The sequence below is a fragment of the Streptoverticillium olivoreticuli subsp. olivoreticuli genome (assembly GCF_003391135.1).
Taxonomy (GTDB): Bacteria; Actinomycetota; Actinomycetes; order Streptomycetales; family Streptomycetaceae; genus Streptomyces; species Streptomyces blastmyceticus.
This window is the reverse complement of sequence record NZ_CP031455.1, coordinates 3,090,544-3,116,590: the sequence shown is the minus strand read 5'-3', so window position 1 is coordinate 3,116,590 and position 26,047 is coordinate 3,090,544. Positions and strand designations below refer to the sequence as shown.

Sequence of the window (26,047 nt, the reverse complement as noted above, 5' to 3'; positions counted from 1 at the left end):
CCCGCCCGAACGCCGCCCGAAAGGCCCCTGTGACGACCTTCGCCGGGGGGACGGGCGAGCGGGCGTACGGGCCCGAGGGTGGTGGGGTCACGCCGCTCACGCACTGGCCCCAGAGGCCTTCCTACGCGCTCGCGCCATCCCTCCTGAGCTGGGCTTTCGCACCGCTCGGCCGTACCGTTCCCTCAGTCGAGAGGGGGACCGGATGGACCGGAACATACGCACGGTCGACGACGTACTCAAGCTCCTGGACGGCCTGTTCGCACCGGACGCCGACCGCTGGACGGCCGACGGGGCCACCTGGTGGGACGGCTTCTACACCGACCGTTCAAAGCCGGTGCCGTTCTTCGTGGCGAAGCCGGACGAGAACCTGGCCTCGTACGTCGACCGCGGGCTGATCACCCCCGGCCGAGCCCTCGACCTGGGCTGCGGCCCGGGCCGCAACGCGCTGCACCTGGCCGCACTGGGCTTCCAGGTGGACGCCGTCGACCTCTCCCCGACGGCCATCACCTGGGCCGAGGAACGCGCCCGCGAGGCCGGGGCCGACATCCGCTTCCACTGCGGCGACGCGTTCGCTCTGGCCGGGACGGAACTGACGGGCCCGTACGACCTCATCTACGACTCGGGCTGCTTCCACCACCTCCCACCCCACCGCCGCATCAGCTACCGCGCTCTTCTCGACGGCGCGCTCGCGCCGGGCGGCCACTTGGGGCTGACCTGCTTCGCATCGGGAGCGATGGGCTCCGAACTCCCGGATGCGGCCTTCTACCGGGAGTCGGGCCTCGGGGGTGGGCTCGCCTATACGCCGGAGGCGTTGCGCTGGATCTTCTCCGACCTGGAGGAGGTCGAAATCCGGCGGATGCGCGATGAATTGCCGGAGTCTTCGCATTACGGCGTGCCGTTTCTGTGGGCGGCGCTGTTCCGGCGGGGGGTGTAGGGGTCAGTATTTGGGGCCTATGTGGGTGTCCATGAGAGCGACGGATGCTTTGCGGGCGACCGAGATGTTGAACGGGGCGCCGTCGCGAGCCAGGACGCTCCATTCGACGCCGACGGCGGTGAGGGTGTCGCAGTAGAGCTTCCGGATGTCATCCGACTTGTTGGCGAACATGTACCGGGGGTACTCGTAGCGCTTGCGTACACCGCCGACGAGACGGGTGGTCCAGTTGGTGATGCGGCAACCGTCGGAGTGGATGAGCCCGCGGATGAACTCCCAAGGGTGGGCGTCCACGATTTCCTGTTGCCAGGGTTCGAGTTCGATGAGGCGCTCGTGCTTCTTGCCGGGGCCGTGCTGAGGGAACAGGCACCAGAGGTGCTTGGAGTAGATCTTCACGTTGTGGCATCCCTTGCTGCGGACGCGGCAGACGGAGTTGTCGGGGAGGACCGCGCGCATCGCCTTCTCGCAGTCGTCCATCAGCCCCGGCCAGTCGTCGGCGCACGTGATCATGAGGCTGGGTACTCGATGCCCGGAGTACTGGATGATGTGGCCGTCGCCGAGGTAGAGGCCCAAGAGGTAGGAGTACGCGGCCTCGTCGAGCTCACGGCCGTCGCATCTCGGGCACTTGGGGCTGTGGGCTCCTGGGCATTCCCCGCGCTTCGCCCGATCCATGTGAAGCCAATAGCTCACAGTGCCGAGGGGGATGTTCAGGGCGCGGGCGACGTCTGCGTTCTTGGAGCCGTTGCGGAGGAGTGTGAGAGCACGCTGGCGCGTTTCGATGTCGTACACGTCTGCGAGCGTGACTGGATCTCGGCCATCTCGGGCCGGTTCGAAGGCGTGTTCACCGAGGCGAGTGAAGATCACCAACGGGTGTCGAACCTTGGAAATGAAGGTGAAGTGCCCTGGGTGGGACTCGAACCCACACTGAATACTGTTTGAGAGTATCGTCTCTGCCGTTGGACTACCAGGGCTGGCCTACGAAACCAAGGTTATCGTAATGGGGCCGTGCTTCAAACATACCGCAGCTAGGTAGGCTCATGGGGCACCGCCTGCCCTTGATCGAGGAGACCCGTGACCGCCGCCGAGCCCACGCCGCCCGTCGACGACGAGCCGCAGCACACCCCTCCCCACATCACCCGCGTCGTGATCGCCGAGGACGAGGCCCTCATCCGGCTCGATCTCAAAGAGATGCTCGAAGAAGAGGGGTACTCCGTAGTCGGCGAGGCGGGCGACGGGGAGACCGCGGTCGCGCTCGCCCGGGAGCACAAGCCGGATCTGGTCATCCTGGACGTGAAGATGCCCGTCCTCGACGGGATCTCCGCCGCCGAGCAGATCGCCGCCGACTCGATCGCGCCCGTGCTCATGCTCACCGCCTTCTCGCAGCGCGAGCTCGTGGAGCGGGCGCGGGACGCCGGGGCGATGGCGTATCTCGTGAAGCCGTTCAGCAAGAGCGACGTGGTGCCCGCCATCGAGATGGCGGTGTCGCGCTTCACCGAGCTGAAGGCACTGGAGCAGGAGGTCGCCGACCTCTCCCAGCGGCTGGAGACGCGGAAGCTCGTGGACCGGGCGAAGAGCGTTCTTCAGACGCAGTACGGGCTGACCGAGCCGGCCGCGTTCCGGTGGATCCAGAAGACGTCGATGGACCGCCGGCTGTCCATGCAGCAGGTGGCCGAGGCGGTCATCGAGGACGCCGAGGAGAAGAAGGCCAAGGGGCAGTAGGCAGTACACAGCGAGGGCCCACGTCGTGAGGACGTGGGCCCTTCGTATGTCCTCAGTCCTCGCCCAGGTACGCCTTGCGCACCGATTCGTCGTGGAGCAGATCCGCGCCGGATCCGGAGAGCACGATCTTTCCGACCTCCATCACATGGCCGCTGTCGGCGAGCGACAGGGCCGCCTGCGCGTTCTGTTCGACGAGCAGGATCGTGGTGCCGGTGGCTTTGAGTTCGGCGATGGTCTCCATGATCTTCTGCATCATGATCGGGGAGAGGCCCATGGAGGGCTCGTCGAGCATGAGGAGCTTGGGGCGGGACATCAGGGCCCTGCCCATGGCGAGCATCTGCTGTTCGCCGCCGGAGAGGGTTCCGGCGGCCTGCTTTGCCCGTTCCCCGAGGATGGGGAAGAGCTCGTAGGCGCGCTGGATGTCCTGCCCGATGCCGTCGGTGTCCTTGCGGAGGAACGCTCCGAGCTGGAGGTTCTCGGCGATGGTGAGGCGCGGGAAGATATGGCGGCCTTCGGGGGAGTGGGCGAGCCCGAGGGCGACGATCTCGTGGGCGGGGGTGCCGACGATGCTCCGGCCGTCGAAGCGGACGGTGCCGCCGAGGGGTTCGATGAGCCCGGAGAGCGTGCGGAGCGTGGTGGTCTTGCCCGCGCCATTGGTGCCGATGAGGGTGACGATGCGGCCGGTTTCGACGGTGAAGGTGATTCCCTTGACGGCTTCGATCTTGCCGTAGGCGACACGGAGGTTCTCGACCTCCAGGAGGGCGGTCATCGGTCTTCCTCCGCGTGTGCTGCTTCCGCTTCTGCGGCTTCGACTTCGGCGAGTTCCTCCTGGCCGGGGGCGCCTTCGAAGGGTGTGCCGAGGTAGGCGGCGATGACGCGTTCGTCGGCCTGGACGGTTTCCGATGTGCCCTCGACGAGCTTTTCGCCCTGGACGAGGACGGCTACGCGGTCGCAGAGATTGAAGATGAAGCGCATGTCGTGCTCGATGACGAGGACGGCGGTGCCTTGTTCCCGGATGGCGCGGACGAGTGCTTCGGTGGCGCGGGTCTCCTGGGGGTTCATTCCGGCGGTGGGTTCGTCGAGGAGGAGGAGTCCGGGGTCGCTGGCGAGGGCGCGGGCGATTTCGAGCTTGCGCTGTTCGCCGTAGGGGAGGTTGCGGGCGAGGTGGTCGGCTTTGGGGGCGAGGCCGGTGAAGTCGAGGAGTTCCATGGCGCGTTGGGCGGAGGCGGCCTCGGCGCGGTGGAATCGGGGGCTGCGCAGGAGGGCGGAGAAGAGTCCTTCCTTGGTGCGGGTGTGGCGGCCGACGAGGACGTTTTCGAGGACGGTCATGTTGGCGAAGAGCCGGATGTTCTGGAAGGTGCGGGCGATGCCGGCTCGGGTGACGAGGTGGGGTTTGGGCGGGAGGACGGTGTCGCGGTAGGTGACGGTGCCTTCGGTGGGCCGGTAGAGGCCGGTGAGGCAGTTGAAGAAGGTGGTTTTTCCGGCGCCGTTGGGGCCGATGAGTCCGACGATTTCGTCGTGGTGGACGGTGAGGTCGACGGTGCGTACGGCGGTGAGTCCGCCGAAGCGCATGGTGACGCCGGTGGCGGTGAGGACGGGGGCGTTCGTGGTGGTGGTCATGGTGGTCACGCCTCCGCCTTGGTGATGCCGAGGGTTCCGGCGGCGTCCTCGTGGAATTCGAGTTGTTGCCTGCGGTTGGGGATGAGTCCTTCGGGGCGGAATCGCATGAGGAGGATGAGGGCGGCGCCGAAGGCGAGGAGTTGGTAGTCGTGGAGGAATTGGAGCTTGGCGGGGATGAGGTAGAGGAGCGCGGCGCCGAGGAGGGGGCCGCGGATGGTGCCCATGCCGCCGAGGATGACGGCGGCGAGGAGGAAGGCGGAGTTGGGGGGTACGGGTCCGGCGAAGACGTACTGCTCGGGTACGACGGTGTAGGCGACGTGGGCCTGCACGGTGCCGGCGAGTCCGGCGAGGGTGGCGCCGAGGGCGAAGGCGAGGAGTTTCAGGCGGAAGCTGTTGATGCCCATGGCGGTGGCGGCGGTCTCGTCCTCGCGGATGGCGATCCAGGCGCGGCCGATGCGGGAGTTGCCGGCGCGGCTGAAGACGAGGACGACGAGGATCGTGATGAGGAGCATCAGGAGGTAGTAGTTGGCGAAGGGGTTGAGGGTGATGCCGCCGAGGGAGTGGGTGGAGCCGAAGTTGTAGCCGAAGAGGATGAGGTCGGGGATGTTGGGGATGCCGTTGGGGCCGTTGGTGAGGGAGGGGCCGGATTCGCCGTTGAGGTTGCCGACGGTGATGCGGAAGATCTCCCCGAAGCCGAGGGTGACGATGGCGAGGTAGTCGCCGCGGAGGCGGAGGGTGGGGGCGCCGATGACGACGCCGAAGACGAGTGAGGCGGCGGCGCCGGTGAGGACGGCGGCCCAGAAGGGGAAGTGGACGCCGAGGGTGGAGGCGGTGGAGCCGGAGACGAGTGCGGCGGTGTAGGCGCCGACGCCGAGGAAGGCGACGTAGCCGAGGTCGAGGAGGCCGGCGAGGCCGACGACGATGTTGAGGCCGAGGGCGACGGTGGAGAAGATCAGGATGTTGACGGCGATCAGGGTGTATTGGTCGGTGGACTGGGTGAGGGGGAAGAGGGCGGCGGCGGCGAAGGCGGCGGTGATGGTGATGTTGCGGTGTTTGGCGGTGAGTTCGGTGAGCCTGGTGACGATGCCGGCCTTGCGGAGGGCGAGGGTGCCGAAGGCGGCGAGGATGAGGAAGCCGGTGAAGAGTTCGCCGTAGCCGGTGCCGATGCCGTAGGTGACGAGGCAGAGGGCGGTGCCGAAGGCGGCGGCGATGAGGAGGATCTCGGCCCAGGAGGGGAGCGGGCGGGCGGCGGGGAGCGGCCGGTCGGTGCGGCCGGGGCGTACGGTCCGGTGGGTGGCGCGGAGTGCGGTGGCGAGGGGGCCGGGCAGGGCGGCGAGGCGGCTGCTCGGGGGGTAGGAGGCGGTGGTGCGGCGGTCGATGGGGAGGCCGAGGGCGCCGGTGAGGGTGAGCAGGGTGGTGAGGGCGGCGATGTAGCCGCCGGGTTCGAGGTTGGCGAGTCCGCCGAGTTGTACGGCGATGGCGATGAGGGTGTACCAGGTGGTGGCGAGGGTTCCGGCGGCGAGGTAGGCGGTGGCGTCGTGGCGGCGGGTGGGGTTGAGCCAGCGGAGTCCGGGGGTGCCCAGGGTGGCGAGGGTGAGGGCGAGGGTGAGGAGGGCTCCGGTGAGGGTGAGGAGTTGGAGTCCGCCGGGGTAGCCGTTGACGGTGAGGTTGCCGGGGAAGGCGGTGGTCCAGGTCCAGGAGAGGAAGGTGGAGGCGGCGCTGAGGAGGGCGCCGGTGAGGGTGAGGGCGCGGGCGGCGCCGAGGGGGAGGGGGATGACGGGGGTGGTTTCGGTGGTGGTGGTCGTGGTGTCCGTGGGTGGGGTCATGGTGGTCACGCCCGATCCGCGACGCGTTCGCCGAGCAGTCCTTGGGGCCTGATCAGCAGGACGAGGATGAGGAGGACGAAGGCCCAGACGTCCTTCCAGCCGCCGCCTCCGAGTTGGTGCATGCCGGGGATGTTCTGGATGTAGGTGGTGGAGGCGGCTTCGGCGATGCCGAGGACGACTCCGCCGAGCATGGCGCCGTAGATGTTGCCGATGCCGCCGAGGACGGCGGCGGTGAAGGCCTTGAGGCCGAGGATGAAGCCCATTTCGAAGTTGATCTGTCCGGCGCGGAGTCCTTGGGCGACGGCGGCGACGGCGGCGAAGGCGCCGCCGATGGCGAAGGCCAGGACGATGATGCGGTCGGTGTTGATGCCCATGAGCTTGGCGGTGTCGGGGTCCTGGGCGGTGGCCTGCATGGCGCGGCCGGTGCGGCTGCGGGCGACGAAGAGGCCGAGGGCGAGCATGCAGAGGGGGGCGGCTATGAGGACGAAGAGGTCGTCGCGCTGGATGTGGATGTTGTTCGCCAGTTCGAAGGAGTCGCCTTGGAACTGGGGGAAGCCGCGGGATTTCTTGGCGTCGGGGTAGAAGGCCCAGACGAGTTGCTGGAGGGCGATGGAGAGTCCGATGGCGGTGATGAGCGGGGCGAGGCGGGGGGCGTCGCGCAGGGGGCGGTAGGCGAAGCGTTCGGCGGCGGTGGCGACGGCGACGGAGGCGATGGCGCCACCGATGAGCATGAGGGGGAGGGCGGCGGCGAGGGGGGTGTCGCCGGGGAGCCAGAGGTGGATGGTCAGGGCGCCGAAGCCCCCGATCATGACGATCTCGCCGTGGGCGAAGTTGATGAGCTGGACGATGCCGTAGACCATGGTGTACCCGATGGCGATGAGGCCGTAGAGGGCACCGAGGGCGAGTCCGCTGACCAGCGTTTGCGGCAGTGCGTGCACCGCGGGCCTCCGATGTGGTGTCGGATGTGGGTCCGCGCGAGGGCGTGGGTGGCGTCCTCGCGCGGTGTCCTGGGTGGGGGCGGGTGGGCCCGGGTGGGTCAGTCCTGGAAGGTGGCGCTCTTGACGGATTTCCAGGCGTCGCCCTTGACTTGATAGACCGTCAGTTGCTTGTTGGTGGTGTCGCCGAATTCGTCGAAGGAGACCTTGCCGGTGACTCCGTCGAAGGAGATCTTGCTCATGGCCGCGGTGACCTTGTCGCGGGCGTCGGCGGGGAGTTTTCCGTTGTTGTCCTCGACGGCTTTCTTGACGGCTTGGACGATGGCCCAGGCGGCGTCGTAGGAGTAGCCGCCGTAGGCGGCGTAGGGGTCCTTGTATCCGGCGGCGGCGTAGTTCTTGACGAAGGTCTTGGCGGAGTCGAGCTGGTCGACGGGGTAGCCGACGGAGGTGCCGAGGTCGCCGTCGTTGCTCTCGCTGGAGGCGGTGATGAAGGCGGGGTCGTAGATGCCGTCGCCGCCCATGGTGGGGATATGCGCGCCGGCCCGTTTGACCTGGTCGGAGAGGAGGCCGCCTTCGGGGTACTGGCCGCCGAAGTAGACGATGTCGGCGCCGGAGTTCTTGACCTTGTTGGCGACGCTGGAGAAGTCGGTTTCCTTGACGGTGATGTGGTCGGTGCCGACGACCTGGCCGCCGAGGCGTTTGAATTCCTCGGCGAAGATGGAGGAGAGGCCGACGCCGTAGGTCTGTTTGTCGTCGACGACGAAGGCCTTGGTCTTCTTGGCGTCGTTGTGGGCGTACTGGGCGGCGAAGCGGCCTTGGATGATGTCGGTGGTGGCGGTGCGGAAGTAGGTCTTGAAGGGGCGGGTCTTCTGGCCTTTGAGCCAGTTCGGGCCCTGGCTGAGTTCGGGGCTGGTGTTGGCGGGGGAGACCTGGGTGAGTCCGGCGCGGGCGAAGACGCCCTGCATGGACTGGGAGACGCCGGAGTTGAGGGGGCCGACGACGCCGAGTACGGCCTTGTCGGCGACGAGTGTGGTGGCGTTCTGCTGGCCGGAGGCGGGGACGGCCTGGTCGTCGAGGGGTTCGGTCTTGAAGGTGACGCCCTTGACTTCCTTGTTGTCGTTGGCGGTGCGGGCGGCGAGGTCGACGGAGTTCTTGATGCCTTGGCCGAGGGCGGAGAGGGAGCCGGTCAGCGGGGCGTCGACGCCGATCACGACGGTGGCCTTGCTGCCGCCGCTGTTGTCGCCACTGCCTTTGTCGTCGCGGGAGCCGCATGCGCTCAGGGTGAGGGCCCCGGTGGCGATCGCGGTGGTGAGGACGAGCAAGGAACGGTTTCGCACGGTGGAGTCCTTTCCCTGGCGCGGCCTCCTCTGCTGAGGTGCCGTATCGCCCGCCGGGCGGCGCGGCCGGGTGCGGGGTCGGGGTGCGGGCCGCTCGGGGTGGTGACTGGCCGTGACTCTAGGGGTGTGCGGCGGCGGGGGGCAGAGGTGCTGGCCATGATGTGACTGTCTTGTTATGCCTCAGGTCACTTCGGCGGTGTCCTTGTAGCAGTATTGCGCGGACAGTTCTCGCTTTTCGGGTGAACTCCAGCATCCGGATAGTGCGAAGGTGCAGTTCCGCTAATGCTTTTGCGGCGCGATGGCGTCCGGGGTGTGCCGCGTCGGCCGGCGGCGGCCGAAAAGATCGAGGGCGCGGGGCCGGGGGAGAAGTGGATCGCCGGTGCCGCCCGGTGTGAATGTCACGCACTGTTATGCGGGTGGGCGCCAGTTCTCCGAGCTGTGGGTGGCGCCGTCGGCTGCCGCGCAGCGCTGTTGCGCCTGATGCTCGATCAACTTCCGGGCGGCGGTGGTGCCGTGCTGCCGCTGTTCGGCGCGGGCGGCCCGCACGATGTCGTCGTAGATGACGTACTGGTCGTTGGAGAGGCCCTTCTGTTCCCAGTCGAGCCCGGCCCAGTGGCCGCCGGTGAGGTCTTCGCCGGCCCAGTAGGAGATCAGCTTGGCGCACACCTGGACGGGTGGGTCGGTGTGCGTGGCGGCGCTGGCGCCCTCGTCCCCGGAGCCGGAGCAGCCGGTGGCGAGGGCGGTCGCGAACAGCAGGGCGCACAGGGCGGTCGGCCGTGTGCGCCTCGGTGTCGTACGGGCCGGGTCCCTCATGGCGGGAAAGGTAGAGCTCCGCGCGCCGGGGAGGAAGGGGGTGCGGGGTGGTGGCCGGCCCGGATTTCGGGAGGTCGGGTCAGACGGCGGTGTTGGTGCTGTCGGCCGGGCGGAGGAGGCAGGTGAGGCGGGCGGTGCAGACCCGCTTGTCCTGCTCGTCGGTGATGGTGATCTCGTATGTGGCGGTGGTGCGGCCGCGGTGGACGGGGGTGGCCACTCCGGTGACCAGTCCGGAGCGTACGCCGCGGTGGTGGGTGCAGTTGAGGTCGACGCCGACGGCGATCTTGGTGGGGCCGCCGTGCAGCATGGCGCCGACCGAGCCGAGGGTCTCGGCGAGCACGGCGGACGCGCCGCCGTGCAGCAGGCCGTAGGGCTGGGTGTTGCCCTCGACCGGGATGGTGCCGACGACGCGGTCGGGGGAGGCCTCGTGGACCTGGAGGCCCATGCGGTCGCCGAGGTGGCCCGCGGAGAAGAGGGTGCGCAGGTCGTGCCCGCTGCCGGCCCATTCGTCCAGGACCTGCTGCGGGAACGTGGTCTGGCTCTGCTCGCCCATGGGTCCGGCTCCGTTCGTCCTTGTGTTCGTTGCGTGGTGAACGTCTTATCAGGTGGCCGGAGGCGGTCGGGGGCCGGGTGGGCGATCAGGCCGGACGGGCTGGTTCCACCCTGATGACCAGGGACTTGCTCGCCGGGGTGTTGCTGGTGTCGGCGGTGTGGTCGAGGGGGACGAGGACGTTGGTCTCGGGGTAGTAGGCGGCGGCGCAGCCGCGGGCGGTGGGGTAGTGGACGACGCGGAAGCCGTCCGCCCGTCGCTCGCTGCCGTCGGTCCATTCGCTGACGAGGTCGGCGTAGGAGCCGTCGGCGAGGTCGAGTTCGGCCGCGTCGTCGGGGTTGACGAGGACGACGCGGCGGCCGTTCTTGATGCCGCGGTAGCGGTCGTCGAGGCCGTAGATGGTGGTGTTGTACTGGTCGTGGGAGCGCAGGGTCTGCAGCAGGAGGCGGCCTTCGGGGGCGCGCGGGTATTCGATGTCGGCGGCGGTGAAGTTGGCCTTGCCGGTGGCGGTGGGGAAGCGGCGCTCGTCGCGGGGGGCGTGCGGCAGGGTGAAGCCGCCGGGGCGGGCGACGCGGGTGTTGAAGTCCTCGAAGCCGGGGATGACGCGGGCGATGCGGTCGCGGATCGTGCCGTAGTCCTTCTCGAAGTCCTCCCAGGGGGTGGTGCTGGAGGGGCCGAGGGTGCGGCGGGCGAGGCGGCAGACGATGGCGGTCTCGGAGAGCAGGTGGGGGCTCGCGGGCCGGAGGCGGCCGCGGGAGGCGTGGACCATGCCCATGGAGTCCTCGACGGTGACGAACTGGTCGCCGCCGTCCTGGCGGTCGCGCTCGGTGCGGCCGAGGGTGGGCAGGATCAGGGCGCGGGCGCCGGTGACGGCGTGGGAGCGGTTGAGCTTGGTCGACACGTGGACGGTGAGGCGGGCGCGGCGCACGGCGGCCTCGGTGACGTCGGTGTCGGGGGTGGCGGAGACGAAGTTGCCGCCCATGGCGAAGAAGACCTTGGCTTCTCCGTCGCGGAGGGCGCGGATGGCCCGTACGACGTCGAGGCCGTGTTCGCGGGGTGGGGTGAAGCCGAATTCCTTCTGCAGGGCGTCGAGGAAGGCGGGGGCGGGGCGTTCGAAGATGCCCATGGTGCGGTCGCCCTGGACGTTGCTGTGGCCGCGGACGGGGCAGACGCCGGCGCCGGGGCGGCCGATGTTGCCGCGCAGGAGGAGGAAGTTGACGACTTCGCGGATGGTGGGGACGGCGTGCTTGTGCTGGGTGAGGCCCATGGCCCAGCAGACGATGGTGCGGCGGGAGGCGAGGATCATCTCCAGGGCGCGCTCGATGTCCTCGCGGGCCAGGCCGGTGGCGCGCAGGGTCTCGTCCCAGTCGGCGGTGCGTGCTGCCTGCTCGAAGTCTTCGAAGCCGTGGGTGTGTTCGGCGATGAAGGCGGTGTCGAGGGCGCCTTCGGTCTCCAGGATGCGGCGGTTGAGGGCACGGAAGAGGGCCTGGTCGCCGCCGAGGCGGATCTGGAGGAAGAGGTCGGTGAGGGCGGTGCCGACGCCGGAGAGGCCGCGGGCGTTCTGGGGGTTCTTGAAGCGTTCCATGCCCGCTTCGGGGAGCGGGTTGATGGTGATGATCTTCGCGCCGCCGGACTTGGCCTTTTCGAGGGCGCTGAGCATGCGGGGGTGGTTGGTGCCGGGGTTCTGTCCGGCGACGATGATCAGGTCGGCCTTGTGGAGGTCTTCGAGGAGGACGCTGCCCTTGCCGATGCCGATGGTCTCGGTGAGTGCGGAGCCGGAGGACTCGTGGCACATGTTGGAGCAGTCGGGGAGGTTGTTGGTGCCGAATTCGCGGGCGAAGAGCTGGTAGAGGAAGGCTGCTTCGTTGCTGGTGCGGCCGGAGGTGTAGAAGACGGCTTCGTCGGGGGTGTCGAGGGCGTGGAGTTCCTCGGCGATGATGTCGAAGGCGCGCTCCCAGGTGACCGGTTCGTAGGCGTCGGAGCCTTCGGCGAGGTGCATGGGCTGGGTGAGGCGGCCCTGCTGGCCGAGCCAGTAGCCGCTGCGGTCGGCGAGGTCGGCGACGGGGTGCGCGGCGAAGAACTCGGGGGTGACGCGGCGGAGGGTGGCTTCCTCGGCGACGGCCTTGGCGCCGTTCTCGCAGAATTCGGCGGCGTGGCGTTTGTCGCCCTCGGGCCAGGCGCAGCCGGGGCAGTCGAAGCCGTCCTTCTGGTTGACCTTGAGCAGGGTGAGGGCGGTGCGTCGGACGCCCATCTGCTGGTGGGCCATGCGCAGGGAGTGGGCGACGGCGGGCAGCCCGGCGGCGGCGTGCTGTGGTGCGGCGACGTCGGGTGCGTCCTGGACCGGATCGCTGGTCGGCGGCTTGCCTGCCATCTCGCTCCCCCTTGAGCGGTCGGTGTGGTCGCGGATCCGTGGGTGTCGTGCGTGGGTGTGGTCCGCGGATGTCCGTACGTGCTGATCCTGTCACGGGGCACTGACACGGGTGCGGTCGAGGCGGCCGGCAGGTGCGTGTGGCCGGGATTGTCGGTGGTCCGTGGCAGGATCGGGGGCGTGGCAGCAAAGGCGACGAAGGCAGCGAAGATGAGCGCAGTGACCGGGTCCGAGGCGGCGGGGGGAGACCGGCCCCGCCTGCTCCTGATGGACGGGCATTCCATGGCGTACCGTGCGTTCTTCGCGCTGCCCGCGGAGAACTTCACGACGGTCGCCGGGCAGCCGACGAACGCGGTGTACGGCTTCGCGTCGATGCTGGCGAACACGTTGCGCGACGAGAAGCCCTCGCATTTCGCGGTGGCGTTCGACGTGTCGCGCAAGACGTGGCGCTCGGAGGAGTTCCCGGAGTACAAGGCGACGCGTTCGAAGACGCCCGACGAGTTCAAGGGGCAGGTCGAGCTGATCGGGGAGCTGCTCGACGCGATGCGGGTGCCGCGGTTCGCGGTGGACGGCTTCGAGGCCGACGACGTGATCGCTACGCTGGCGACGCAGGCGGAGGCGGCGGGTTTCCACGTCTCGATCGTCACGGGTGACCGTGACTCGTTCCAGCTGGTCTCCGACGATGTCACGGTGCTGTATCCGACGAAGGGCGTGTCGGAGCTGACGCGCTTCACGCCGGAGAAGGTGCAGGAGAAGTACGGGCTGAGCCCGTCGCAGTATCCCGACTTCGCGGCGCTGCGCGGTGACCCGTCGGACAATCTGCCGGGCATCCCGGGTGTGGGTGAGAAGACGGCCACGAAGTGGATCACCCAGTTCGGTTCGTTCGCGGAGCTGGTGGAGCGCGTCGAGGAGGTCAAGGGCAAGGCGGGGCAGAATCTCCGTGATCACCTGGAGTCCGTCAAGCTCAACCGCCGGCTCACCGAGATGGTGCGGGACGTGGCGCTGCCGATGGGTCCGGAGGGCCTGGTCCGTGAGGCGTACGACCGTACGGCGCTGATCGCGTTCCTGGAGGGTCTGGAGATCCGCAACCAGGGGCTGCGGGACCGGCTGCTGGCCGCCGACCCGGGTGAGGAGTCCGCGGAGGAGGCGGCTCCGGCCGCGGGTGCCGAGGTGGACGGTGTGGTGCTGGCCGCGGGCGGGCTCGCGCCGTGGCTGGCCGAGCACGGCTCGGGGCCGTTGGGTGTGGCCATGGTCGACTCGTGGGCGCAGGGCGGCGGGCGGGTCGCGGAGATCGCGTTGGCGTCGGGCGAGGGTCCGGCGGTGTGGTTCGACCCGGCGGAGCTGGACGAGGCCGACGAGCGGGCGTTCGCGCGGTGGAGCGGGGACGCGGGGCGGCCGAAGGTGATGCATGACGCGAAGGCGGCCATGCGGGTCTTCGCCGAGCACGGCTGGTCGGTCGCCGGGGTGGGCATGGACACCGCGCTGGCCGCCTATCTGGTCAAGCCGGGGCGCCGTTCGTTCGCCCTGGACGCGCTGTCGGTCGAGTATCTGGGCCGTGAGCTGGCGACGGCCGCGGCGGGTGACGGTCAGCTGGCGTTCGGTGCGGACGAGCAGGCCGAGGCGGATGCGCTGATGGGCCGGGCGCGTACGGTCCTGGACCTCGGTGCGGCCTTCACCGGCCGGCTGAAGGAGGTGGGCGCGGCGGAGCTCCTGACCGATGTGGAGCTGCCGACGAGTGCTCTGCTGGCCCGGCTGGAGCGGGCGGGCATCGCCGCGGACCGGGGCTGGCTGGAGCGGATGGAGCAGCAGTTCGCGGCGGCGGTGCAGCAGGCCGTGACGGAGGCGCACGCGGCGGCGGGCCACGAGTTCAACCTCGGCTCGCCCAAGCAGCTCCAGGAGGTTCTCTTCGGTGAGCTGGGTCTGCCGAGGACGAAGAAGACCAAGACGGGGTACACGACGGACGCCGATGCCCTGGCGTGGCTCGCCTCCCAGACGGAGAACGAGCTTCCGGTGATCATGCTGCGGCACCGTGAGCAGTCGAAGCTGCGCTCGACGGTGGAGGGCCTGATCAAGGCCATCGCGCCCGACGGGCGGATCCACACCACGTTCAACCAGACGGTGGCGGCGACCGGCCGGCTGTCGTCGACGGATCCCAATCTGCAGAACATCCCGGTGCGCACGGACGAGGGCCGTGCCATCCGCCGGGGCTTCGTGGTCGGTGAGGGCTTCGAGACCCTGATGACCGCCGACTACAGCCAGATCGAGCTGCGGGTGATGGCCCACCTCTCCGAGGACGAGGGTCTTATCGAGGCGTTCGCGTCCGGTGAGGATCTGCACACCACGGTCGCCTCGCAGGTCTTCGGTGTGGCCAAGGCCGAGGTCGACCCGGAGATGCGCCGGAAGATCAAGGCGATGTCGTACGGCCTGGCGTACGGCCTGTCGGCGTTCGGGCTGTCCCAGCAGCTCAATATCGCCCCGGACGAGGCGCGCCGGCTGATGGACACCTTCTTCGAGCGGTTCGGGGGAGTGCGCGACTATCTGCAGCGTGTGGTCGAGGAGGCCCGTGCGACGGGTTACACCGAGACGATGCTGGGCCGTCGCCGCTATCTGCCGGACCTCAACAGCGACAACCGCCAGCGCCGTGAGATGGCGGAGCGGATGGCGCTGAACGCGCCGATCCAGGGCACGGCCGCCGACATCGTCAAGATCGCGATGCTGCGGGTGGGTCAGGCGCTGGAGGCGGAGAAGCTCACGTCCCGGATGCTGCTCCAGGTGCACGACGAAATCGTGCTGGAGATCGCCCCGGGGGAGCGCGAGGCGGTGGAGGCGCTGGTGCGTCGTGAGATGGCCGGGGCGGTGGAGCTGCGTGCGCCGCTGGATGTGTCGGTCGGTGTGGGCGGCGACTGGGAGTCGGCGGCGCACTGACCGCTTGTCGGGTCCGTGCGGTGCCCGGGCGGGCCGGTTTTCCGGTCCGCCCGGTTCTCATCTGCGGCTCGTGTTGCTACGGTGCCCACTCCTGACGGACCATCAGCTCTCCCTCCGGGAGGCGGACGCATGCGCGCCCTCGCCGCCGCGGCCATCGGAGTGGCCGCCGCCCTCGCCCTCGTCTTCACGGTGACCACGATCGGGCCGCCCGGCGGGCGGACCTCCCCGAAGCCGCTCCTCACCTCCGTCCCCGCGCACCCGTAAGCGCCGTGCGCCGCAGAGCGAGCCTCGTCCTCCTCGCCTTCGCCGTCTTCTTCGCGGCCCTGTCGCCGCTGCTGCGCTGGTACGCCTCCCCCCGGCTGGCCAAGGTCCCCGCGGGCCGGTACCAGACCGTCGTCATGGAGGCGAAGGACGCCACCCTCATCGACTACAGCACCCTGGAGCCCCGCAAGGTCGCCCGGATCACCATGACCGAGACCCTCAAGGGCAACGTGGAACAGGCCCGCGAGGTCAAGGACGCGACCGGCCGGGACGTCGTCGTCTGGGACACCCTCACCTACGTCGCCGGGCCCGATGGCGCGATGGTCTCGAAGATCCCCGAGCGCTATGTCTTCGACGCGCACAGCCAGCAGCCCGTCCACGCGGGCGGCGAGCACGTCGACGACACGCCGGTGCGCCGTGACGGCATCGAGTTCAAGTGGCCCTTCCTCGTGCAGAAGCGCGACTACCGGTACTTCGACATGCAGACCCGGACCTCCGCGCCCATCCACTACGGGGGGACGCGGCGCTTCCACGGCCTGAGCGTCTACTACTTCGAGCAGACGATCCCCTGGACCCGCGTCCCCGTGCCGCGGGCGCTGCCCCTGGGTCTCACCCCCGACGCCATCCGGCAGATCGGCCTGGAGCGCTGGTACACCACCAAGCGCATGTTCTGGGTCGACCCCACGACCGGCGCGCCCGTCAACGGGGAGGAGGTCCACCAGGAGGAGATGCGCTGGATCGGCCACCCGGAGAAGAAACCGATCACCGCCTTCGCCGGGCACGTGAAGATGCGCCCGGACTTCGTCGACTCGACGGTCGCCCTCGTCACCTCGCAGCGCCGGCTGGTGCTGCTGCTCACCAGTTGGCTCCCCTGGGGATTCCTCGGACTGGGCGCCGGGCTGCTCGGCCTCGCGCTGCTGCTGGAGGCCCGCTCGCGCGGGGCGGCGGCCGCCGTGGATACCCCAGTGGGAGATCGGCGTGCACTTGTGCCGGAAATGTCACACGATGGAGGGAAACCCAAACAGCCGCCCCCCGGCGGGGGCAGCTGAACTGAGGAGGTCCACCGTGAAGGAGAGCTCCGAGGACACGTCCACCGCGTCCCGGCCGACGCGGCTGTACACCGGCGGTGAGCGGCCGTTCGACCCCGAGGACCTGGTCATGGCGTCGGGCCGGGACGTGACGCCCGAGCGGGTGGAGGCCGCGAAGCGGCTGATGGAGGAGAAGGGATCCGCGGCGGTCGAGCGCTACCTCCCCTGAAGAACCGCACAGACCAGCGCCGCTCCCGAGGTACGGCGGGAGCGGCGCCTTTCGCGCGCGAGCGGCTCCGACCCGCTAGCGGCGGGCGTTCGTCCTGCGGGTCGGCGCCGCCGTCGCGGGGTCCTCCGGCCAGGGGTGGCGGGGGTAGCGGCCGCGCAGCTCCGCCCGTACGGACCGGTAGCCGTCCTTCCAGAACGACGCCAGGTCCGCGGTCACCGCCGCGGGCCGGCCCGCCGGTGACAGCAGGTGCACGAGCACGGGCACCCGCCCGCCCGCCACCCGCGGCGTCTCCTGCCAGCCGAAGAGCTCCTGGAGCTTGACCGCCAGCACCGGCTGACCGCCGCCGTAGTCCACCCGGATCCGGGACCCGCTCGGCACCTCGATGCGCTCCGGGGCCAGCTCGTCCAGGCGCGCGGCGTCGCCGGACGCCCACGGGAGCAGCCGCTCCAGCGCCTTGCCCGCGTCCAGCCGCTCCAGGTCGCCGCGCCTGCGGGCCCGGTCCAGATCCCAGCCGAGCCAGTCGTCCACGCCCTCCAGCAACGCCTCGTCCGACACGTCCGGCCAGGGCGCGCCCAGCTCGCGGTGGAGGAACGCCAGCCGCTGCCGCAGACCGGCCGCCTCGGGCGTCCAGCGCAGCAGAGCGAGCCCTTCGCGCCGCAGTCCTTCGCGCAGGGCCTCCCGTACGAGCGAGGGGTCCGGGGCGGCCAGCGGGCGGGCGGTCAGTTCCACCGCCCCCAGGCGTTCGACCGACCGCGCGACCACGTCGCGCCGCTCCTCGTACCAGCCGACCTCCTCGCCCTGCCGGAAGAGGGCACCGGCCGCCTCCCGGGCGGTGTCCTCGTCGATCAGCGCGCCCAGCGTCACCCGCGCCGACGCGGCCGTCACGGGCCGGTCGGCCACGGCGATCGCCAGCCACTGCCCGCTGCGCAGCCGCGACCCGGCACCCAGCTCGGCGCCCGTGCCGGACACCATCAGATACGCGCCCTCGCCGCGCGCCCGCGCCACCCGCTCGGGAAACGCGAGCGCGGCGACGAGCCCGGCGACGGCGTCGTCACCCGGCGCCGCGCCGCCGACGCGATCCCCGCCGTCCTGTGCGGAAGGCCGCGGCAACGCCTGACCGGCTTCCCCGGCCGCGCCCCGTGCCGCGCTCTCCAGGCGGCGGGCTTCCGCGCGCCAGCGGGCCGCGTAGGCGTCGCCGCCGCGGCGGGCCGTGCGCCAGGCGGCCGCGAGGTCGTCGCCGTACTCGCGCGGCGGCTCCTCGCTCAGCAGGGCCACCACCTCGGCCGCGCGGCGCGCGCCCACCTCGCGCGCCCCGTCCAGCAGGGCGCGCGCCAGCCGGGGGTGGAGGCCCAGCCGGGCCATGCGGCGGCCGCGGTCCGTGGGCCTGCCGTCGGCGGTGACCGCTCCCGTGGCCGTCAGCACCTCGCGCGCCGCGGCCATCGCCCCGGCCGGCGGAGGGTCGAGGAGCGCGAGGCCGGACGCGTCCGGGTCGCCCCAGCACGCCGCCTGAAGGGCGAACGCCGTCAGGTCCGCGACCGTGATCTCCGCCGCCGGGAACCGCGGCAGCCGCGCGTCGTCGGCCTCCGTCCAGCAGCGGTACACCGCGCCCGGCGCCTCGCGCCCGGCCCGGCCCGCGCGCTGCCGGGCGGCGGCGCGGGACGCCCGTACGGTCGTGAGCGCGCTCAGCCCCCGCGCGTGGTCCACGCGCGGCTCGCGCGCCAGGCCCGCGTCCACCACGACGCGTACGCCCGGGACGGTGAGGCTGGACTCGGCCACCGAGGTCGCGAGCACCACCCGGCGGCCCCCCGAACCGCCCGCGAGCACCGCGTCCTGCACAGCGGCCGGGGCCCGCCCGTGCACCTGGAGGACCTCGGCGCCCAGCGCCTCGGGCCCGCCGAGCCGCCCGGCCACCCGCGCGATCTCGCCGACGCCGGGCAGGAAGCACAGCACGTCACCCGGCCGTTCCCGCAGGGCCCGGCGCACCACACTCGCGACGTGCTCCAGCAGGGCGGGGTCCACCCGCATCCCGTGCGGCGGCCGTACGGGGCGCTCCGGCGGGGCCCACACCACCTCCACCGGGTGCGAGATCCCTCGCGCCTCCACCACGGGGGCGTCGCCCAGCAGACGGGACCAGCCCTCGGCGTCGGTGGTCGCGGAGGCGGCGACCAGCCGCAGTTCGGGCCGGAGGGCGTCCCGTACGTCCAGGAGGAACGCGGCGGCCGTGTCGGCGTCCAGGTGCCGCTCATGGCACTCGTCGAGGATCACGGTGTCGACGCCCGCGAGTTCGGGGTCGCGCTGGAGGCGTTGCAGGAGCACACCGGTGGTGACGACCTCGACCACGGTCCGCGGGCCCACCCGCCGCTCGCCGCGCACCGTGAAGCCGACCCGGTCGCCGACGGCCTCGCCCAGCAGCCAGGCCATGCGCCGGGCGGCGGCGCGGGCCGCGATCCGGCGGGGCTCGGCGACGACGACGCGCCGGTGCGGGCCGTCGTCCAGCAGCCCGGCGAGGACCAGCGGCACCAGCGTCGTCTTGCCCGTGCCGGGAGGCGCGCACAGCACGGCCACCCCGCGCTCGTCGAGCGCGCGGGCGAGGTGGGGCAGGGCGGTGCGTACGGGCAGTCGGCCGAGGGCGTCGGTGTGGATCACAGGCCCCAGTCTCGCCCAGGCCCGCGCGCCCCCGGAAAACCCGGCGCCCGTGAGCGCCCGCTCAGTCGCGCTCGCACACGAAGATCGCCGTACCCGGGATCAGATGGCCGCGCAGCGGGGACCAGCCGCCCCACTCCTGCGTGTTCCACGCGGGCCACTCCGGCTCCACGAGGTCCACCAGCCGGAAGCCGCCGGCGACCACGTCCCGCACCCGGTCGCCGATCGTGCGGTGGTGCTCGACATAGACGGCGCGGCCGGACTCGTCCTGCTCCACATAAGGGGTGCGGTCGAAGTAGGAGGCGGCCACCGAGAGCCCCTCCGGGCCCGGCTCGTCCGGGAACGCCCAGCGCACGGGGTGGGTGACGGAGAAGACCCAGCGCCCGCCGGGCCGCAGCACCCTGCGCACCTCGCGCATCACCCGCACCGGGTCGGCGACGAAGGGCACGGCGCCGTACGCCGAGCACGCCAGGTCGAAGGAGCCGTCGGCGAAGGGGAGCGCGGTCGCGTCGGCCTCCACCAGCGGCACGCCGCCGCCGATCCGCAGGGCGTGCTGGAGCTGGCGGTGCGAGAGGTCGAGGGCCACGGGCCGCGCGCCCTGTGCCGCCAGCCAGCGGGAGCACTGGGCCGCGCCCGCGCCGATCTCCAGGACGTCGAGCCCCTTGAGCCCGCTCGCCGGGCCCAGCAGTGCCGCGTCGGCCTCGTCGAGCCCCTCCGGCCCCCAGACGAAACGGTCGTCGCCGAGGAAGGCGCCGTGCTCGGTCTGGTATTCGTCGGCGTTGCGGTCCCACCAGCCACGGCTGGCCCGGCTGCTCTCCGCCTCGCCGGTGGCCCGCCGGGTCGCTTCCGGCTCGTACTCATGGATCATTTGGACCGCTGTGTCCTTGGCGATAGTGGTTCGTCGAGGTTTGTCGTATCTTCTATGCGCCCGATCGGCGCCTGAGCGTAAAGCTACGGGGTGCGGCAGGCCCCTCGTGGCCTCGCGAAACATAAGTTGTGCCCGTTATGGGGGTTTCGTCCCGGGTGTGCGTCTTCGCGCATTGACCGTGCCTCGCCGCCCCCGTATGCTACAAGTTGCGCTGCGGGCCTGCGCGCCTCAGACATAGCAGGTCGCGCTCGCACTTGTTGTATGTCCCCTCGGTTGTCGAGGCGCTTTCGACCTTCTTCGAGAGCCTTCGGGAGATCTTCGGATCCCCTGAGGTTTTCGGATGGTGCGCCTCCAAGGCTGTCCGGCTTCGGCGGTGCGATACGGGTTCTCGGCGTAGCAGTACCTACGACTCACTGTCCGTACCGGAGCCTTTACCCACATGACGAGCAGCACCGAGACCACCGCCACCACCCCGCAGGTTGCGGTCAACGACATCGGTAACGAGGAAGCCTTCCTCGCCGCGATCGACGAGACGATCAAGTACTTCAACGACGGCGACATCGTCGACGGCGTCATCGTGAAGGTCGACCGGGACGAGGTCCTGCTCGACATCGGTTACAAGACCGAGGGTGTCATCCCCTCCCGCGAGCTCTCGATCAAGCACGACGTCGACCCGAACGAGGTCGTCAAGGTCGGCGACGAGATCGAGGCCCTGGTTCTCCAGAAGGAGGACAAGGAAGGCCGCCTGATCCTCTCGAAGAAGCGCGCCCAGTACGAGCGCGCCTGGGGCACCATCGAGAAGATCAAGGAAGAGGACGGGATCGTCACCGGTACCGTCATCGAGGTCGTCAAGGGTGGTCTCATCCTCGACATCGGCCTCCGCGGCTTCCTCCCGGCCTCCCTGGTCGAGATGCGTCGCGTCCGCGACCTCCAGCCCTACGTGGGCAAGGAGCTCGAGGCCAAGATCATCGAGCTGGACAAGAACCGCAACAACGTGGTCCTGTCCCGCCGTGCCTGGCTGGAGCAGACCCAGAGCGAGGTCCGCCAGACCTTCCTCACCACCCTGCAGAAGGGTCAGGTGCGCTCCGGCGTCGTCTCCTCCATCGTCAACTTCGGTGCCTTCGTGGACCTGGGCGGCGTCGACGGTCTCGTCCACGTCTCCGAGCTGTCCTGGAAGCACATCGACCACCCGTCCGAGGTTGTCGAGGTCGGCCAGGAAGTCACCGTCGAGGTCCTCGACGTCGACATGGACCGCGAGCGCGTCTCCCTGTCGCTCAAGGCGACGCAGGAAGACCCGTGGCAGCAGTTCGCCCGGACCCACCAGATCGGTCAGGTCGTCCCGGGTAAGGTCACCAAGCTCGTTCCGTTCGGTGCGTTCGTCCGCGTCGACGAGGGCATCGAGGGCCTGGTCCACATCTCCGAGCTGGCCGAGCGCCACGTGGAGATCCCGGAGCAGGTCGTCCAGGTCAACGACGAGATCTTCGTCAAGGTCATCGACATCGACCTCGAGCGCCGCCGCATCAGCCTCTCGCTGAAGCAGGCCAACGAGTCCTTCGGTGCCGACCCGTCCGTGGTCGAGTTCGACCCGACCCTGTACGGCATGGCCGCGTCCTACGACGACCAGGGCAACTACATCTACCCCGAGGGCTTCGACCCCGAGGCCAACGACTGGCTCGAGGGCTACGAGAAGCAGCGCGAGGAGTGGGAGCGCCAGTACGCCGAGGCGCAGCAGCGCTTCGAGCAGCACCAGGCGCAGGTCATCAAGTCCCGCGAGGCCGACGAGCAGGCCGCCGCGGAGGGTGCTGCCGCTCCGGCCGCCGCCTCCACCGGTGGCAGCAGCGTCTCCGGCGGTTCGTACTCCTCGGAGTCGGCCGACAACTCCGGCGCCCTGGCGTCGGACGAGGCGCTCGCCGCGCTCCGCGAGAAGCTGGCCGGCGGCCAGAGCTGAGGCTCCGACCGGCAGCTGACAGCTGACTGAACAAGGCCCGTTCCCCCTTGGGGGAGCGGGCCTTGTTCATGCCCTCACGGCCCCGCGGAGTGTGTCCGCACTGTGTCGTCATCCGGCCACCGGGAATGGGCCGGGCCTCCATGGGCGTTCCCCCGTACGGAACATGAGGAGGAGCGGTCACTGTGTTGGATCCGCAGGGTTTGTACGAATGGGAGCCCAAGGGGCTCGCCGTAGCCGACCTGGCCTTGGCCCAGGACACGGCCGGCCTGGTCATGCTCTACCACTTCGACGGTTACATCGACGCGGGGGAGACCGGCGAACTGATCGTCGACCGGCTGCTGGACGGCCTGCCGCACCAGGTGGTCGCCCGCTTCGACCACGACCGGCTCGTCGACTACCGCGCCCGCCGCCCCCTGCTGACCTTCCAGCGCGACCGCTGGAGCGCCTACGAGGCCCCGAAGATCGAACTGCATCTGGTGCAGGACGCCACCGGTGCCCCCTTCCTGCTGCTCGCGGGCCCGGAGCCGGATGTGGAGTGGGAGCGCTTCGCGGCCGCGGTGCGGCAGTTGGTGGAGCGGCTCGGCGTGCGACTGTCCGTCAACTTCCACGGCATCCCCATGGGCGTGCCGCACACCCGCCCGGTCGGCATCACCCCGCACGGCAACCGCACCGACCTGATGCGCGGCCACCGCAGCTACTTCGACCAGGCGCAGGTGCCCGGCAGCGCCGAGTCGCTCGTCGAGTTCCGGCTCGCGGAGGCGGGCCACGACGTCCTCGGTGTCGCCGCGCACGTCCCGCACTACGTCGCCCGCTCGCCCTACCCCGACGCCGCCCTGACCGCCCTCGAAGCGGTCACCGCCGCCACGGGCCTGGTCCTGCCGAACGCCGCGCACGCGCTGCGCACCGAGGCGCTGCGGACGCAGGAGGAGATCGAGCGTCAGATCGGCGAGGGCGACGAGGAACTGGTCGCCCTGGTCCGGGGCCTTGAGCACCAGTACGACGCGGTGGCCGGCTCCGAGACGCGCGGCAATCTCGTCGCCGAGCCCGTCGAGCTGCCGTCGGCCGATGAGCTGGGCGCCGAGTTCGAGCGTTTCCTGGCCGACCGGGAGGGCGACGGCGGTCACTGAACCGCCGCCCGCTACCGTAGGGCCCATGCTGACGGTGGGTCTCACGGGTGGAATCGGCGCGGGCAAGAGCGAGGTGTCACGGCTGCTCGCCTCCTACGGGGCGGTGGTCGTGGACTCCGACAAGATCGCGCGTGAGGTGGTCGAGCCGGGCACGCCGGGACTCGCGGCCGTCGTCGCCGAGTTCGGGCCGGAGGTGCTGACCGCCGAAGGTGCCCTGGACCGCGCCCGGCTGGGCGCGGTCGTCTTCGCCGACCCGGAGCGGCTGGCCGCGCTGAACGCCATCGTCCACCCCCTCGTCCGGGCGCGTTCCGCCGAGCTGTCGGCGGCGGCCGCGCCCGACGCGGTCGTCGTCCACGACGTGCCCCTCCTCGCCGAGAACGGCCTGGCGGCCCTCTACGACCTGGTCGTCGTCATCGACGCCGGTACGCGGACCCGCCTCGAGAGGCTCGTGCGGCTGCGGGGCATGACCCCCGACGAGGCGAACGCCCGCATGGCGGCCCAGGCGACGCGCGAACAGCGCCTGGCCGTCGCCGACTTCGTCATCGACAACGACGGCCCGCTGGAGGCACTGGCCCCACAGGTCGAGAAGGTCTGGGCACGGCTGCGGGAGCGCGCCGCGCACGGCACGGACTAGGGCAGGCCCGGGGGCGGTCAACTCCCCGTTCGGGTGAGGGAGTTCAGCGGCTGTGGCGCGTGGTGCGTTAGCATGCGGCCGCGTCGAACCGGTCCCGGCTACGGAAGCGAACTCCCCCGCATGGTCTTGTCTGTCTCAGCAACGCGACTGCACGGCTTTTCCTCCCTGCTGCGCAGGGCCGCGGACGACGCGGTCGAGGCGCGAGGCTACGTGCGGCGGCACGGCGCCGTCGATGCGATGGAGCAGGGCCTGCTGACCAGGGTCATCGATCTGCACGGCGACCTGGCGGACACCGTGGCGGCGGCCATGGGGCGGCTGGAGCGCGTCCTGCGGGAGTCGGCCGACGAGGTCGACCGGGCGGCCGACGGCTACCGGGCGTCGGATCTGCGGGAGGCGTCGCGGATGGACGCCACCCGCCGGAAGGTGCGGCAGTGACCGCCGGAACCGAATTCAGGGACGTGGTCCGGCCCACCGACTGCCTCCGGCCCCCTGGCACGCCCGAGGAGTTCACCTCCCCGATCGATACGCTCAATGCCGCCGGGGACCTGGTCAGCCCGTCGTTCTGGATGTCCAAGGTGCTGGATTTCGCCCTCGCCCTCGATCCTCTGGAGGAGGGCAGGAAATACTTCGCCGGGGACTGGGAGGCCTACGCGCGAAGTGCCGAGGCGTGGGCGAACCTCGCGGGATTCTGCGAGGGGCTCGCCACCAATATCGAGTCCGGAAACCACCTGCTGGGCGGGGCATGGCAAGGCGAGGCCGCGGCGGCCGCCGATGTCTATTTCGCTTCCCTCTGCGGGAAGCTGCGCGCCATCAAGGGCTCGTTGGAGACCATGCACAAGGAATACCTCGTGGCCGCCCACGGGGTATCGATGACCGGTGAGGCCGTCGCGCAGCTGATGGGTCTGATCGGGGACGCCGCGGCGACGGCCGCCATCGCCTGGGCGGCGGGCGGGCTGACGGCCTGGACGGGGTGGGGCGCGGGCGTCGGCTACGGCCTGGCGGCCACCGAGATCCTGCGGATCTGCGACCTGTGGGGCGAGGTGACCAAGACGGTCAACATGCTGCAGATGAGAATTGACGCGGTGTACGGACAACTCGCCGATATCGGCGCCGAATTGGCGGGCGTGCTCGATGAGTTTCCGCAGCCGCCCTCCCGGCCGTACAGCGCTCCGGAGGCCCGGGACGGGGGGAGCGGCCATGGGTGAACAAGAGGTCGGGCACGAGGAGTTCCTGGCTCCGGGCCGAGACCGGGCGCAGGCACGCGCTCTCCGGCGGTCGCTCCGGGAAATGGCGGACGGCGGCGCCGGGGAGATCCTTCAGGAAATGGCCCAGGACGTCCTTTCGGGGCGGATCGGTTTGCGGGAGGCCCTGCGCGTGGGGCCGTACGCCACCGCGCTCACCGAACGGGTGCGGGCCGCCCAGGCGGAATGGGAGGCGATGCCCGTGGCCGAGCGCGAGCGGCATCTGGCCGAAGCCCGCCGGTTCCTTGCGGCGGAAGGCGACGGCGGCGCGGCCGGATCCCGCACCGCGTGACCTTTGGCCCCGCCCGCTGCGAGGGCGGGGCGCGGGCCCCGACGCCGGTGAGCCCGGCCTCTCACATCAGCCCGTCCGGCCTCCGGGGGGGGGTAGGGCATGGTGGCCGGTCGCAACAGATCGGCCGAGCCGGCCACTTCCGCCAGCGCGTTCGCCAGGGCGACCAGGACCTCCCGTACCCGCGCGACCTCCTCCCGCAGCGTCGGCGTGTGCTCCCAGCCCCGCTCGTAGGAGACAGGGTCCACATCCGCCGGGCGCAGCGACTCGTACGCGGCCAGGCGGGGGTGCCAGGTCGCCAGCAGGGGGCGCAGCGCCTGGTTGAGGACGGTCACGGCCAGCGCCCCGAAGGTGATCTGGCCGGGGCCGCGCCGCGGGGCGACATCGGGGCCGTAGCGGCGCAGGATGTCGCGGGTGGTGCCGAAGAGGCTGTAGAACGAGGACAGCGCCTCTCTCAGGAAGCCTTCGTCCGGCCCCAGTTCCACTGTCGAGATCCGTGTGGCCAGCTCGGCGTACAGTTCCCAGGCGGCCTTCCGTTCGGCCTCGACCGGTTCCCAGACCCCGGTGATGTCCCCGAGCAGCGGGATCGCCATCCGGACCGTGATCTGCTTCGGCCTGGCCCGGCCGGCGGCGTTGCGCATCCGTCGCATGATCTTCCTCCCCGAGCCCCACAGTAGGCTAGGGATCGCCGGGAGGCAGGGGATCGGCCCGAACACCGTCGGTATCCGGCAAGGAAAGCCGGTGAGGGATGGCGC

The 26,047-nt window shown here is 70.6% G+C and carries 23 protein-coding genes and 1 tRNA gene; 11 read left to right on the top strand and 13 right to left on the bottom strand.

Going from position 1 to position 26,047, the window contains the following annotated elements; all coding sequences use genetic code 11:
- The first annotated feature begins 202 nt into the window (after positions 1 to 202).
- Positions 203 to 934, top strand: a complete 732-nt coding sequence (locus tag DXZ73_RS13185; RefSeq protein ID WP_116211185.1) for a class I SAM-dependent methyltransferase — start codon at positions 203 to 205, stop codon at positions 932 to 934.
- A gap of 3 nt (positions 935 to 937) precedes the next feature.
- Here DXZ73_RS13185 and DXZ73_RS13180 read toward each other — a convergent pair whose 3' ends face one another.
- On the bottom strand, positions 938 to 1,720 hold the full coding sequence (locus tag DXZ73_RS13180; protein ID WP_116211184.1) for a helix-turn-helix domain-containing protein: 783 nt from the start codon (positions 1,718 to 1,720) through the stop codon (positions 938 to 940).
- Positions 1,721 to 1,829: 109 nt separating this feature from the next.
- Positions 1,830 to 1,902 (bottom strand) — tRNA-Leu (locus DXZ73_RS13175).
- A 100-nt stretch (positions 1,903 to 2,002) separates the two neighbouring features.
- Here DXZ73_RS13175 and DXZ73_RS13170 point away from each other — a divergent pair.
- Positions 2,003 to 2,650, top strand: a complete 648-nt coding sequence (locus DXZ73_RS13170; RefSeq protein WP_116211183.1) for an ANTAR domain-containing response regulator — start codon at positions 2,003 to 2,005, stop codon at positions 2,648 to 2,650.
- 52 nt (positions 2,651 to 2,702) lie between these two features.
- On the opposite strand, the gene DXZ73_RS13165 is transcribed toward DXZ73_RS13170, so the two are convergent.
- From DXZ73_RS13165 to DXZ73_RS13130, 8 genes are all read right to left on the bottom strand, one after another.
- Positions 2,703 to 3,419: an ABC transporter ATP-binding protein gene (locus DXZ73_RS13165; protein WP_116211182.1), complete on the bottom strand. Its 717-nt coding sequence runs from the start codon at positions 3,417 to 3,419 to the stop codon at positions 2,703 to 2,705.
- Positions 3,416 to 4,270, bottom strand: a complete 855-nt coding sequence (locus DXZ73_RS13160; protein ID WP_116215592.1) for an ABC transporter ATP-binding protein — start codon at positions 4,268 to 4,270, stop codon at positions 3,416 to 3,418. Before DXZ73_RS13160 ends, DXZ73_RS13165 begins: the two co-directional genes overlap by 4 nt.
- Before the next feature lie 5 nt (positions 4,271 to 4,275).
- A complete protein-coding gene (locus DXZ73_RS13155; RefSeq protein WP_116215591.1) occupies positions 4,276 to 6,096 on the bottom strand; it encodes a branched-chain amino acid ABC transporter permease in 1,821 nt (606 codons plus the stop codon).
- Positions 6,097 to 6,101: 5 nt separating this feature from the next.
- Positions 6,102 to 7,034: a branched-chain amino acid ABC transporter permease gene (locus tag DXZ73_RS13150; RefSeq protein ID WP_116211181.1), complete on the bottom strand. Its 933-nt coding sequence runs from the start codon at positions 7,032 to 7,034 to the stop codon at positions 6,102 to 6,104.
- A gap of 98 nt (positions 7,035 to 7,132) precedes the next feature.
- Positions 7,133 to 8,368, bottom strand: a complete 1,236-nt coding sequence (locus DXZ73_RS13145; RefSeq protein WP_116211180.1) for a branched-chain amino acid ABC transporter substrate-binding protein — start codon at positions 8,366 to 8,368, stop codon at positions 7,133 to 7,135.
- Positions 8,369 to 8,776: 408 nt separating this feature from the next.
- Positions 8,777 to 9,181, bottom strand: a complete 405-nt coding sequence (locus DXZ73_RS13140) for a hypothetical protein (protein ID WP_116211179.1) — start codon at positions 9,179 to 9,181, stop codon at positions 8,777 to 8,779.
- A 79-nt stretch (positions 9,182 to 9,260) separates the two neighbouring features.
- Positions 9,261 to 9,734, bottom strand: coding sequence for a PaaI family thioesterase (locus DXZ73_RS13135; protein ID WP_116211178.1), 474 nt, complete (start codon positions 9,732 to 9,734; stop codon positions 9,261 to 9,263).
- 85 nt (positions 9,735 to 9,819) lie between these two features.
- Positions 9,820 to 12,102: an FdhF/YdeP family oxidoreductase gene (locus tag DXZ73_RS13130; RefSeq protein WP_116211177.1), complete on the bottom strand. Its 2,283-nt coding sequence runs from the start codon at positions 12,100 to 12,102 to the stop codon at positions 9,820 to 9,822.
- A 207-nt stretch (positions 12,103 to 12,309) separates the two neighbouring features.
- On the opposite strand from DXZ73_RS13130, the gene polA reads away from it, so the two are divergent.
- The 4 genes from polA to DXZ73_RS13110 all read left to right on the top strand — a co-directional run bounded on the left by polA (position 12,310) and on the right by DXZ73_RS13110 (position 16,542).
- Complete coding sequence (polA, locus tag DXZ73_RS13125; RefSeq protein WP_116211176.1) at positions 12,310 to 15,024, top strand: DNA polymerase I; 2,715 nt, start codon at positions 12,310 to 12,312, stop codon at positions 15,022 to 15,024.
- Between the two features lie 129 nt (positions 15,025 to 15,153).
- Positions 15,154 to 15,288, top strand: coding sequence for an SPW_0924 family protein (locus tag DXZ73_RS13120; protein ID WP_116211175.1), 135 nt, complete (start codon positions 15,154 to 15,156; stop codon positions 15,286 to 15,288).
- Positions 15,289 to 15,293: 5 nt separating this feature from the next.
- Positions 15,294 to 16,334: a DUF3068 domain-containing protein gene (locus DXZ73_RS13115; RefSeq protein ID WP_116211174.1), complete on the top strand. Its 1,041-nt coding sequence runs from the start codon at positions 15,294 to 15,296 to the stop codon at positions 16,332 to 16,334.
- A 16-nt stretch (positions 16,335 to 16,350) separates the two neighbouring features.
- Complete coding sequence (locus DXZ73_RS13110) at positions 16,351 to 16,542, top strand: hypothetical protein (RefSeq protein WP_116211173.1); 192 nt, start codon at positions 16,351 to 16,353, stop codon at positions 16,540 to 16,542.
- A 75-nt stretch (positions 16,543 to 16,617) separates the two neighbouring features.
- Here the strand turns inward: DXZ73_RS13110 and hrpB are convergent, their stop codons facing one another.
- Both hrpB and DXZ73_RS13100 read right to left on the bottom strand, forming a co-directional pair.
- Complete coding sequence (gene hrpB, locus DXZ73_RS13105) at positions 16,618 to 19,188, bottom strand: ATP-dependent helicase HrpB (protein ID WP_116211172.1); 2,571 nt, start codon at positions 19,186 to 19,188, stop codon at positions 16,618 to 16,620.
- Positions 19,189 to 19,249: 61 nt separating this feature from the next.
- The gene (locus DXZ73_RS13100) at positions 19,250 to 20,053 is read right to left on the bottom strand and encodes a class I SAM-dependent methyltransferase (protein WP_116211171.1); all 804 of its coding nucleotides are present in this window, start codon (positions 20,051 to 20,053) and stop codon (positions 19,250 to 19,252) included.
- 439 nt (positions 20,054 to 20,492) lie between these two features.
- Between DXZ73_RS13100 and rpsA the strand changes: the two genes are divergently transcribed.
- The 5 genes from rpsA to DXZ73_RS13070 all read left to right on the top strand — a co-directional run bounded on the left by rpsA (position 20,493) and on the right by DXZ73_RS13070 (position 24,967).
- Positions 20,493 to 22,001, top strand: a complete 1,509-nt coding sequence (gene rpsA, locus DXZ73_RS13090) for a 30S ribosomal protein S1 (protein WP_116211170.1) — start codon at positions 20,493 to 20,495, stop codon at positions 21,999 to 22,001.
- Between the two features lie 182 nt (positions 22,002 to 22,183).
- Positions 22,184 to 23,128, top strand: coding sequence for a PAC2 family protein (locus tag DXZ73_RS13085; RefSeq protein WP_116211169.1), 945 nt, complete (start codon positions 22,184 to 22,186; stop codon positions 23,126 to 23,128).
- Positions 23,129 to 23,153: 25 nt separating this feature from the next.
- Positions 23,154 to 23,762, top strand: coding sequence for a dephospho-CoA kinase (coaE, locus tag DXZ73_RS13080; protein ID WP_116211168.1), 609 nt, complete (start codon positions 23,154 to 23,156; stop codon positions 23,760 to 23,762).
- A 120-nt stretch (positions 23,763 to 23,882) separates the two neighbouring features.
- Positions 23,883 to 24,197: a hypothetical protein gene (locus DXZ73_RS13075; RefSeq protein WP_116211167.1), complete on the top strand. Its 315-nt coding sequence runs from the start codon at positions 23,883 to 23,885 to the stop codon at positions 24,195 to 24,197.
- The gene (locus DXZ73_RS13070; RefSeq protein WP_116211166.1) at positions 24,194 to 24,967 is read left to right on the top strand and encodes a hypothetical protein; all 774 of its coding nucleotides are present in this window, start codon (positions 24,194 to 24,196) and stop codon (positions 24,965 to 24,967) included. The genes DXZ73_RS13075 and DXZ73_RS13070 overlap by 4 nt, the downstream gene beginning before the upstream one ends.
- Before the next feature lie 111 nt (positions 24,968 to 25,078).
- Here DXZ73_RS13070 and DXZ73_RS40275 read toward each other — a convergent pair whose 3' ends face one another.
- The gene (locus tag DXZ73_RS40275) at positions 25,079 to 25,942 is read right to left on the bottom strand and encodes a hypothetical protein (protein ID WP_205519163.1); all 864 of its coding nucleotides are present in this window, start codon (positions 25,940 to 25,942) and stop codon (positions 25,079 to 25,081) included.
- Between the last annotated feature and the right edge of the window lie 105 nt (positions 25,943 to 26,047).